10 protein-coding genes are annotated in these 10239 nt (G+C 62.8%); 6 read left to right on the top strand and 4 right to left on the bottom strand.

Going from position 1 to position 10239, the window contains the following annotated elements; all coding sequences use genetic code 11:
* Positions 1-163: 163 nt before the first annotated feature.
* Positions 164-1279, bottom strand: a complete 1116-nt coding sequence (locus tag AB3X89_RS33405; protein WP_368587066.1) for an AI-2E family transporter — start codon at positions 1277-1279, stop codon at positions 164-166.
* 271 nt (positions 1280-1550) lie between these two features.
* Here AB3X89_RS33405 and AB3X89_RS33400 point away from each other — a divergent pair, with 271 nt between their 5' ends.
* The 4 genes from AB3X89_RS33400 to AB3X89_RS33385 all read left to right on the top strand — a co-directional run bounded on the left by AB3X89_RS33400 (position 1551) and on the right by AB3X89_RS33385 (position 5412).
* Positions 1551-2765 carry a DUF2863 family protein gene (locus AB3X89_RS33400; RefSeq protein WP_368587065.1) on the top strand — a complete coding sequence of 405 codons (1215 nt, stop codon included), beginning with the start codon at positions 1551-1553 and terminating at the stop codon, positions 2763-2765.
* 213 nt (positions 2766-2978) lie between these two features.
* Complete coding sequence (locus tag AB3X89_RS33395; RefSeq protein ID WP_368587064.1) at positions 2979-3860, top strand: LuxR C-terminal-related transcriptional regulator; 882 nt, start codon at positions 2979-2981, stop codon at positions 3858-3860.
* A gap of 127 nt (positions 3861-3987) precedes the next feature.
* Positions 3988-4662, top strand: a complete 675-nt coding sequence (locus AB3X89_RS33390; RefSeq protein ID WP_368587067.1) for an energy-coupling factor ABC transporter permease — start codon at positions 3988-3990, stop codon at positions 4660-4662.
* Between the two features lie 174 nt (positions 4663-4836).
* A complete protein-coding gene (locus tag AB3X89_RS33385; protein WP_368587063.1) occupies positions 4837-5412 on the top strand; it encodes a hypothetical protein in 576 nt (191 codons plus the stop codon).
* A gap of 153 nt (positions 5413-5565) precedes the next feature.
* Here AB3X89_RS33385 and AB3X89_RS33380 read toward each other — a convergent pair whose 3' ends face one another.
* The gene (locus AB3X89_RS33380; RefSeq protein WP_368587062.1) at positions 5566-6732 is read right to left on the bottom strand and encodes a M14-type cytosolic carboxypeptidase; all 1167 of its coding nucleotides are present in this window, start codon (positions 6730-6732) and stop codon (positions 5566-5568) included.
* A 51-nt stretch (positions 6733-6783) separates the two neighbouring features.
* The gene (gene yaaA, locus AB3X89_RS33375; protein WP_368587061.1) at positions 6784-7566 is read right to left on the bottom strand and encodes a peroxide stress protein YaaA; all 783 of its coding nucleotides are present in this window, start codon (positions 7564-7566) and stop codon (positions 6784-6786) included.
* 57 nt (positions 7567-7623) lie between these two features.
* Between yaaA and AB3X89_RS33370 the strand changes: the two genes are divergently transcribed.
* Positions 7624-8130 carry a putative toxin-antitoxin system toxin component, PIN family gene (locus tag AB3X89_RS33370; RefSeq protein WP_368587060.1) on the top strand — a complete coding sequence of 169 codons (507 nt, stop codon included), beginning with the start codon at positions 7624-7626 and terminating at the stop codon, positions 8128-8130.
* Between the two features lie 139 nt (positions 8131-8269).
* The gene (locus AB3X89_RS33365) at positions 8270-9442 is read left to right on the top strand and encodes a pyridoxal phosphate-dependent aminotransferase (RefSeq protein ID WP_368587059.1); all 1173 of its coding nucleotides are present in this window, start codon (positions 8270-8272) and stop codon (positions 9440-9442) included.
* 109 nt (positions 9443-9551) lie between these two features.
* On the opposite strand, the gene AB3X89_RS33360 is transcribed toward AB3X89_RS33365, so the two are convergent.
* Positions 9552-10199, bottom strand: a complete 648-nt coding sequence (locus AB3X89_RS33360) for a glutathione S-transferase family protein (protein ID WP_368587058.1) — start codon at positions 10197-10199, stop codon at positions 9552-9554.
* Positions 10200-10239 lie beyond the last annotated feature (40 nt).

Below are 10239 nucleotides of genomic sequence, written 5' to 3'. Positions count from 1 at the left end.
GCCAGATCGTCAACAGGTTTTTATCACTCGCTTAACCTGCCCACGCCGCTAAAGCCCTCGCCATAAAGGCTTCCCGCTTCCCCGCGCTCCGGTGTCCGGAGCACGAAAGAGCGGAATTCTAGTCGCCACGGCCAGAACTTGCAAGTGAAATCTAGGGTTTTCCTTAAGGGGTCTTTCCCACACGGCCCGGATCGTCTATCGCCGGCGTTTTTACTTCTGGCGCCGCCGTCTGCGCGGCGGATGCCCCGATCGTCCAATCATGCAGCACGGTATGAGCGACCGCCAACAACGTTGGGCCGATGAAAACGCCAAGGAAACCAAACGCAAACGCGCCGCCGAGGATGCCAAGCATGACCAGAATCAGGGGCATATCGCTGTTCTTGCCAATCAGGATCGGCTTGATGACGTTGTCGGCCATGCCGACTACCAGCAGACCCCATATAACCAGAAAAATCGCCCATCCAGTCGACCCACCCTGATAGAGCCAGATCGCTGCCGGCAACCAGACAACGACTGGACCGCCCGGTATCACCGACAGAAAGAACGTCACGAGCCCGAGCAACGCCGGCGCCGGCACGCCCGCCATCCAGAAACCGAATCCCGCGAGAACCCCCTGCACCAGGGCCGTACCAAGAATTCCGTAGACCACACCCTTCACGGTGCTGCCCGCCAGCGCCAGCAGATACTCGGCACGCTCGCCGGCGACTCGACGCATGCCAGCGTTCAGCCACGCGGCCGCACCCTCGCCCCCGGTATAAAAGAAGAACGCAAGCACGATGCTCAACGCGAGGAGCCCCAGCCCATGCGTCACCGCCAGCGCCGCCGCGAGAATCCACTTGCCAGCCGGCGCGGCGAGCGTGCGCAACTGCGCAATCAGCTCAGAATTGCTACTGGTCAAGCGCTCCCAAAAAGCTTCGATGCTCGAACCAACCAGCGGAATCCGCTGCACCCACGGCGGCAGATCGGGCAACCCCGACTCGAACAGTCTTTGCACCAGCGCGACGATCTCGTGAACATGGGTACCGAACGCGAAACCCGCATAGACGAACGGCCCGAGCACCACGACCAGGATGATCAGCACGATCAAGGTCGCGGCCAGCTTGCGCCGGCCCCCAACCACGCCAGTGAGTCGCCGGTAGAGTCCCCAGGAGCTGTAGCTGAGGATGGCGCCCCACAGCAGCGCGGTCGTAAATGGCGCCAGCACCAGCAACGACCCACCTACGAGCACAATTAACGCGAATACCGCGGCTAGTCGCTCGATTAGTTGGTCCGATTTCACGATGGATCTCCTATTGCACCAGACGTGGCGATGAAATGGCACACGCCCGTCAGGCGCCCGCTAAACGCCGTAAGTATAGAAGCGAGTCGGGTATCCGGGGTGTTGAATCCCATCCGGCCAGAGCGTTATCAGTCGCGTGCGTCGTGCCAGTGGCGAACGCATTTGTTGAGACGAAAGAACTCGAATCTGCCTCAAGATTGCCGACCAAGCCATATAGCTGCCTGGAAAAGACTAGAATATAAGGTTCCGTGCCCCCAATTTTTCTGGATTTATGCGCTCGCGAATCGCCAAACGTCTCCCTCCCGACGCCGACAAGCTCGTCGGTCTCTCGCTCGCGCTTTTCGCGTCGGGCAGCCGTACCGAAGATCGCTTCTGGGAAGCGAAGCTCGACGCGCTGCTGGCCAAAATTGTGCGCAACGCCAACCAGACTACGCTGGACGCCGCGCTCGACCATCTGCAGCAAAACCATCCGGATGCCTACGGCGCGCTCGCCGACATGGCGGAAACACATAGCGAATCGTTCGTCATCGAACACGAAGGCGTGCCGTACGAAGCGCTGCTGATCGCGGCTCCCGTACTCGCCTGGACCCGCTACGTGATCCCGTCCGGCCCGCTCAAGTCGGACGCCGCCGACGCCCTGCGCGCACATCTGCAAGCGCACGTGCTCGCCGCCAACACGCGCGTGGCAATGGCTCCGTTCCTGTACAGCATCGACCAGTTGCCGCGCCATCACGTCGAAACGTGGCGCATCGCTCAGCAACTTGCGCAGGCCGCGGTCAGCGGCGGCAACGCGAAGCTCAATTTCGGAGAACTGCCGGAGACCTCGCCGATTCTGGCGGACCCGCGCTTTCTGCTTGCCGTAGTCGCCGCGCCCGTCGGCGAAGCGACGTTCCGCTGGCAGGAAGAAGAGCACGGCACGCGGATCGAACGCGGCCAATGTCTCGAGCAATGGGCCACGCAAGGCGGCGCGAACCTGTCGGTCGTGCTGCCGGGCTGCGAATTCGAATGTCTGCTGCCGGATGCTTACTACTCGGCCTGCCGCGACGCCGACGAAAGTGTGCGTCCTCACACCGTGCGTACCGCCGTGCGTTATCTTTTCGACACGATTGGCGCGGCGCCGCAGGATCTGCGCGCGGTGGTCGCCGGCTTCGGTGAACGGCGCATCGACGAGTACCGCGTCGGCTTCACCCGCAAGGGCAGCAACGAGGTGATTTATGGTGTCGTGTGGCCGCTCTACGGCCGCGAAAACGGCGAGGCCGGCATCGACGAGGAGCCGGAAGAAGTCACCGGCTCGGACGAGCCGCTCGAAGAAATCGTCGCGCTGCTGAAGGAAACCGGCATCACGGATGTGCGCCGCCACGCAGGCCGCTTCGAGCCGGAATACTGCGACGACTGCGGCGTGCCGCTGTATGCGGACCCGCTCGGCGAAATCGTCCACGCGGAAATGCCCGAGGATGCCGAGCCCGCGCAACCGCATTTCCACTAACCCCGACGTCGACATCCACGCCTTATCGCAAAAAGCCCCGTATAGACGGGGCTTTTTTCGTTGAATGTCCGCTTTTCTTATGCCTTTTGGACAGCCGTCAAAACGGAGGGAATTTGTCATCATAGGCACGGTGACGCATCGCCGTGATCGAGTCAGCTTAACGAGTCCCACAGATGCGTCGCGCCATTTCGCCCGACACATCTGGAGACATGCATGCGCTTCGCGATTCTCAATTCAAATGCAGAACGACGTGATGGACTCAAAGCCTTGCTGCGGCAGATCGACCGGCTGGCACGCTTCACCGAGGCCGACGAATGGCGTCTGCTCGAACGTCCGTTCAAGCGTTATCGGCCCGATCTCGTCGTGATCGACTGGGAGGACTGGATGTCGGTTGCACAAGTTCGCGCGCTGCTCAGCCACTTTCCCGACCTGCGCATCAGCGTGCTCACCGACGGGACCTTGCCAGCGCTCGTGCGTGCGCTAATGGACGAGGGTGTGCTCGGCGTCGTTCCACGCGACACCGATCCCTGCCTGATCGTGCGCGCATTGGAAATGGTGCTGCTCGGCGGTCACTACGTGCCGCCCGGCGCGCTGGCGATCGATCCGCCGCTGCCGACCGACACCACGATCCGTACGTTCGATGAAGAAAGTCCGCCGCCCCGCCGCAACAAACTCTCGAGCGGGCTGTCGCCGCGGCAAGAGCAGATCATGCGCTGCGTGCACATGGGCAGCACCAACAAGATGATCGCACGCACGCTCGGCATTAGCGAAGGCACGGTCAAGATCCACCTGACGAGCATATTCCAGCAACTCGGGGCGCCCAATCGCGCCGCCGCGGTCGCGCTTTACAACGGCTGGCTCACGAATCATTTGCAAGTGCTGCGCAACAACGGCGAGCACAGCGCGCGGCCGGTCATACGCGGGCAGCCCGGCCCGGTTCCGCTCCGGCGACGGCAACGCGCGCGTTTCCAGTATCCGTTGCCCGGCAGCGACGCCAGCGCCGCGCTGCCGATGGCCGCGGAGCCCGCCACGTCGTACAGTGAAACGCCACACGGCTGGCCCGCGCGCAAGTCGGTCAGGCCGGACTCCGCATGACGCGGGTCGCGCCGCGCAAATGGGTTAGAACATCCGCATGCCCGCAGCGGCATGCGCGCAGCGTCGAGGGTGAGCTGGCATGGAATCCGCTCACACCTTTTGTCGTCCAACGAGTAATATGAGACACATGGGTTTCCTCTACACACCGCTTCCGTTCTGGGTCGCTGTCGGTGGCTGGACTGCCACCGCGATGGTGATCGCGCTCGCGCTGTGGAAAAATCCTTTCAAAAGACTTCAGGACGGCACGCTCCAGCATGTCTGGCTCGCGATAATCGTCGCGGTGTCTGTGCTGTGGGCGAGCAACGCCTGGCTGGACGACGGCACCGTGATGCACCTGCTCGGCGCCACACTCGTCGTCACGCTATTCGACTGGGGGCTCGCCCTGATCGCGATGGCACTGGTCACGGGCCTCGCCGCCGTCGTCTTCGATGCACCGTGGCAAGGCATTGCGCTGACGTTCCTCGTGTACGGCGCCCTGCCCGTCGCCGTCTCCACCTTGCTCCAGCGCCTCTGCACCGCGTGGCTGCCGCGCAACCTTTTCATGTTCATCTTCGGCCAGGGCTTCGTTTCGCCCGCCATCGCCGTGTCCTTCACCGCCGCGGCTGCGCTCGGCATCCATATCGCAGTGTCCGGCGGCTCGATGACCGTGGTGCCAGTCGGCTACGCGCTCAGCGTGCTGCTGCTCGCCACCGGCGAAGCATGGTTCACCGGCATGGCGACCGCGCTGATCGCGGTCTACCGTCCGGCGTGGGTTACCACCTACGACGTCCGGCGCTATCGTCTGGGCGGCCCGCGCACCTGAGAATGCGCGCTTTGGCGTCGCGTGCGGCGGATCTGTGATAATCAGCGCCTCTTCGCTGGAGACTTTCCGGGCGCGCCCATCAGGACAAGACAGAATATTTGCTGCAACATTGAACTCAACCCTTGCGCGGGGCATCTTATTTGCCTCATCTCCCATTTGCGTCTAAAGAACTAGATGGATCGCACCAATGTACCGAGCCGGTTGCTGCGGGTGATCGGCCGGGTGGCAGCCTGCGCAGCGAGTCTCTCGCTCATCTGCGCGGCTCCCGCATTCGCTGATCAGCTCGAACAGCACAACGACCTCGTCAAAAGATTTATCACCGAAATGCACGCGGATCCGCTCGTCGCGGACTGCGCCGCCCACGGCGACTTCGTCGCCAGCACATCGACCGCGTTCGACCACGTCGAATTTCCGTCCAGTTCGTTCGACAGCGCGCACTCCTCCGTCACGCCGTGGAACGACTCGTTCGACGAAGGCAAGCAGCGCGTCAAGGTGGACAGCATCGTCACCGTCGAAGGCGTCGGTGTGCGCCAGAACAACTCGGGCGAGCCCGCCGATCTGAAATTCCGCTGCGGCTACGTGGGATCGCAAATGCTCGCGTTCAGCTGGAACGACCCGGTACCGCCGAACCGCGCGCGCAGCGAGGGATCGGGCAAGCACAAAAGCGGCAAAGGCAAGCACGCGGTCGGCGGCAAGACGCCGAAGAAGTCGTCGAAGTCAGGCTCGGGCCAATCGTCGCGCACGACGTAGAGCAAATCGGCAAACAAGAACTCGAAGAAGAAGAGCTAACTGCATCTGGCGCTGATCGAGCCGCGCCACCGTCCGATCAGTCGCCCCAATAAAAAACGAGGCACGCACTTTTCCCGTGCGTGCCTCGTTTTTTGTGTCCAGCCGTCCGCTGCTTCAGGCGAACGTCTCCACATGACGCAGAATCGCCTGCAACATTGCGGCGCCAAGCGACGCGCTGCGCTCTCCGTTCCAGCCCACGCGCTCGTCGGGCAGATTCGCGTTGTCCTTGAACGGCATTTCCAACGTCAACGACAGACAGCCGAATTCATTGCCAATGTACTTCGACGCAAGCTTCAACGCATCCTCTCGATACTTGCTCGCCGCATAGCCATACTTGTCCTGAAAATCCGGACTCGCGTGCTTGAACGCCTCGATGAACGCCTTCTGCTCGCGCCCCTGCCGCTCGGTAAAGCCCGGCAGCATTTCGGAGCCCGCGACGAACACATACGGCAAAGCTTCGTCGCCGTGAATATCGAAGAACAGGTCGCAGCCTGCCGCGTGGATCGCGTCGCGCACCACCAGCACCTCGGGACTGCGCGCGGCGTCCGGCTCCATCCATTCGCGATTCAGGTTCGCGCCGGCCGCGTTGGTGCGCAGATTGCCGCGCACGCTGCCGTCCGGATTCATGTTCGGCACGATGTGGAACACCGCGTGATCGTACAGCTTGCGCGCGACCGGGTCGCCCGCCCAGTCTCCCCAGCCCACCAGCCGCTTCACCAACCCCTCGATGAACCACTCGGCCATCGTCTCGCCCGGATGCTGGCGCGCGATCAGCCAGATGTTCTTTTTGGGCGCGGCGTTGGCGGCATCGTCCGCGGGCGGCGTGCCGAGCGTGAGCAGCGAAATCGGCCGCCCTTCGACCGTCTTGCCGAGCTCGGTCAGCGACGCGTGCGGCATCTGCTGCACGGCGCCGAGAAACTCGGCATGACGCTCCTCGCTGTACGGTTCGAAGTACGCGTAGTAGATGCTGTCGAATTCGGGCGTATGGTCGATCGTCAGCACGCGGCCGTCGTACGAGGTCGGCACGCGAAACCAGTTCACGCGGTCATAGCTCGCGACTGCCCGATAGTCGCGCCAGCCCTCCGCGAACGCGCACGCGGCGGCGTTCTCGAAGCTCATCACGCAGCGCTCGCCCGCCGCGCCCGACAGGCGGAAATAGAACCACTGCGCGAACTCGGCGTGGCTGTCGGGCCGCACGCGCAGGCGAATATGGCCGGCGTCCTCGCAGGACAGCACATCGATTGCGCCTGCGTCGAAATTGCTCGTAATCGATAAGGTCATCAGAGTCTTCCCTGCCTGATTGCACGCTGTCTTGTTAGCGCAGCGGCATGCTCATTCCGCAACGCGGCGGCGAAATACGAAAGTGGAGTCGTTCGAAGCTTCAGCGCTGAACGCGTAGCCTTCGGTGTCGAAGTCCTTCAGCTGCTCGGGACGATCGACGCGGTTTTCCACCGCGAAGCGCGCCATCAAGCCGCGCGCACGTTTTGCATGGAAGCTGATGATCTTGTAGCGGCCGCCCTTCCAGTCTTCGAACACCGGCGTGACCACCGGCGCGTCGAGCAGCTTCGGCTTGACCGATTTGAAGTATTCGCTCGACGCGCAATTGACCAGCACGCGCGAGGTGGCCGCATTCTTCTTCAACTGCGCGTTCAACGCGTGCGTGATCCGCTCGCCCCAGAACGCGTAGAGATCCTTGCCGCGCGGATTGACGAAGCGCGTGCCCATTTCGAGCCGGTAAGGCTGCAGCAGATCAAGCGGACGCAGCAGGCCATAGAGGCCCGACAGCACGCGCACATGATTCTGCGCATAATCGAGATCGGTCGACGACAACGACTTCGCATCGAAACCTTCATACACGTCGCCATTGAAAGCGAGCACCGCCTGCTTGGCGTTGTGCGTGCCGAATTGCGGCGACCAGTCCGCGTAACGCTGGAAATTGAGGTGCGCGAGCTGATCGGAAATGCTCATCAGCGAAGCGATCTGTTGCGGCGACAAACGGCGCAGGCCGCTGATCAGTTCGGCGGCGTCATCGACGAAATCGGGGATCGTGTGCTTTTTGACGTGCGGCGGGGTGTCGTAGTCGAGCGATTTCGCCGGCGACAGAACGATTATCATAGAGGCTTGCAGGCACGCCGTGCCTGGCGGTCAAAGACGAAAGCCCGATTGTAACGAATGCCCGGTTCCCTCGCCTCAAGCGGCGCGTTGCGCGTCGTACTCGATTCCAATGTGTGGATCGATATTCTCGTATTCGACGACCCGCACACGCGGCCGATCGCCGCCGCGCTCGAAAGCGGCGCGCTTATTGCGCTAATCGACGCGCGTTGCCTCGCCGAGCTCGCCTACGTGCTCGACTATCCGCAGTTCGCGCATCGCAACGTCGACAAAGCGGCTGCGCTCGCGGTCGTCGCGCGGCTGGCGCAACTGGTCGAACCGCCTGAGCCGACCGGGTCCAGCGATAACGCCCGGCCGCTGCCCCAATGCAAGGATCGCGACGACCAGAAGTTTCTCGAGCTCGCGCATGCGGCAGGGGCCGACTGGCTCGTGTCGAAAGACCGCGCGGTGTTGAAGCTCGCGAAACGCATCGCGCGCGATTTCAGCTTCAGGATCGCACAGCCGGCACCGTTCGCCGCGGAAGCCCGCATCCTGCAGAATGCTGGGGGCGAGGCCGTCAGCGCGTGAATCCGGCCGCCCGTAGGTGACACCCGCAGCGCGCACAGCGTGTCGCCATTCCCTACAATCAGGCTTCGCCCTTCGCAACGACAGTTCGAGAATCCCGGACAGATCAGGCCCACCTTATCGCCCCGCTACCCACGACGCCATGAACGCACCGCACGACACGCCCACGAGCCCCACGTTTCCGTCTCGCCTGCCGAACGTCGGCACGACGATTTTCACCGTGATGAGCGCGCTCGCCGCAGAAAAGGGCGCGGTCAACCTGGGTCAGGGCTTTCCCGACTTCGCCTGCGATCCGCGCATCGTCGACGCGGTCGCGAACGCGATGCGCGACGGCCACAACCAATATCCGCCGATGGCCGGCGTACTGCCGCTGCGTCAGGCGATTTCGGACAAGATCGCGAATCTGTACGGCCGCCGCTACGACGCGAACAGCGAAATTACCGTGACCGCGGGCGCCACGCAGGCGTTGCTGACCGCGATTCTTTGCACGGTCCATGCGGGCGACGAAGTGATCGTGATCGAACCGACCTACGACAGCTATCTGCCGTCGATCGAACTGGCTGGCGGCAAGCCGGTCTTCGTCACGCTCGACGCACCCGACTACGCGATCCCGTTCGACAAGCTCGCCGCCGCGATCACGCCGAAGACGCGGCTCATCATGATCAACACGCCGCACAATCCGACCGGCACGGTGTGGCGCGAACAGGATATGCGCAAGCTCGAGGAGATCGTGCGCGGCACCAACGTGCTGATTTTGTCCGACGAGGTGTACGAGCACATGGTCTACGACGGCGCGCCGCATGAAAGCGTCGCCCGTTATCCGGAACTCGCGCAGCGCAGCTTCGTCGTGTCGAGCTTCGGCAAGACCTACCACGTGACCGGCTGGAAAGTCGGCTATGTGGCCGCGCCCGCCGCGCTGACCGCCGAGTTCCGCAAGGTGCACCAGTTCAACGTATTCACCGTCAACACGCCGATGCAGATCGGCCTTGCGGATTACATGAAGGACCCGGCGCCGTATGTCGAGCTACCGGCGTTCTATCAGCGCAAGCGCGACTTCTTCCGCGCTGGCCTCACGAATTCGCGCTTCCGGTTGCTGCCGTGCACGGGCACGTATTTTCAGTGCGTCGACTATTCGGCGATCAGCGACCTGCCTGAAGCCGAATTCGCGCAATGGCTGACCGGCGAGATCGGCGTCGCGGCGATTCCGGTCTCGGCGTTCTATCACGAGGCTCACGAGTCGGGCGTCGTGCGCTTCTGCTTCGCCAAGCAGGAAGGCACGCTCGCTACCGCGCTCGAACGGCTCACGCGGCTCTAGGATGTCTTGCGCGATGCCACGAACGAACCTGCGTTCCTTGCCATCGCGCTCTGCGGCATGGGTGTGTCCTTGGCACCCATGCGCGCTTCACGACATCGCGGTCATACCCTCAGGACGCACGCGACGCCGCGACACAGGCCTTGCGATCCTCGCTCACGCGCTGCGCAGCCGGCCGCGCGTTGATCGTCTTCACGTAGCTCTTCCAGTCGATCCCCGCTTCGAGCAGAAAATCGCGGCCGTAAATCGTCCGCGTCGCCATGCCGACGAGCGGCAGGCTCACGTAACCGGCGGTATCCGCGACGCTGAATTGCTCGCCGCACAGATACGGCGCGAACTTCGCGATCCGCCTGAAGCCCGCGATGTGATGCGTGAGCAGCTTCTCGACGCGCCCTTTCGTCGCGTCGCTGACCGTGCCGCCGAAAAATGCTTCCTTGTACAGATTGCGCACCGTCAGTTCGAGATGCACATCGACGAAGAAGATCATTTCGCGCTCCTTGGCGGCCTGCCACGGATCGGCGGAGAAGATTCGCTTGTTGGGAAAAACCGCGGCCAGGTATTCGACAATGCACTGCGACTCGCACAGATCGCCGTGCTCGGTCTGCAGATATGGCACCTTGCCGAGCGGCGAATGCTCCAGCAGCGCTTCGTCCTGGCTCGGCTTCACGAGATGCTCCTCGAACTCGATGCCATGCTCGAGCAGCACGAACTTGACCTTGTTGTAGTAGTTGGAAAGTGCGAAACCGCACAGTTTGATCATCGGGTGTCTCCTTGTGTCATGGTGTGTGAGACCGCGCGTC

Source organism: Paraburkholderia sp. BR14320 (assembly GCF_040948665.1).
GTDB classification, from domain to species: Bacteria; Pseudomonadota; Gammaproteobacteria; order Burkholderiales; family Burkholderiaceae; genus Paraburkholderia; species Paraburkholderia youngii.
This window is presented reverse-complemented; position numbering and strand designations above follow the sequence as displayed.

Bases quoted from the DNA above. Each gene is read 5' to 3' on its own strand.
- AB3X89_RS33365 (WP_368587059.1), top strand. From the start codon at position 8,270: ATGAACGCACCGCACGACACGCCCACGAGCCCCACGTTTCCGTCTCGC.
- AB3X89_RS33360 (WP_368587058.1), bottom strand. From the start codon at position 10,199: ATGATCAAACTGTGCGGTTTCGCACTTTCCAACTACTACAACAAGGTC.
- AB3X89_RS33385 (WP_368587063.1), top strand. From the start codon at position 4,837: ATGGATCGCACCAATGTACCGAGCCGGTTGCTGCGGGTGATCGGCCGG.
- AB3X89_RS33395 (WP_368587064.1), top strand. From the start codon at position 2,979: ATGCGCTTCGCGATTCTCAATTCAAATGCAGAACGACGTGATGGACTC.
- yaaA (WP_368587061.1), bottom strand. From the start codon at position 7,566: ATGATAATCGTTCTGTCGCCGGCGAAATCGCTCGACTACGACACCCCG.
- AB3X89_RS33400 (WP_368587065.1), top strand. From the start codon at position 1,551: ATGCGCTCGCGAATCGCCAAACGTCTCCCTCCCGACGCCGACAAGCTC.
- AB3X89_RS33370 (WP_368587060.1), top strand. From the start codon at position 7,624: ATGCCCGGTTCCCTCGCCTCAAGCGGCGCGTTGCGCGTCGTACTCGAT.
- AB3X89_RS33390 (WP_368587067.1), top strand. From the start codon at position 3,988: ATGGGTTTCCTCTACACACCGCTTCCGTTCTGGGTCGCTGTCGGTGGC.
- AB3X89_RS33380 (WP_368587062.1), bottom strand. From the start codon at position 6,732: ATGACCTTATCGATTACGAGCAATTTCGACGCAGGCGCAATCGATGTG.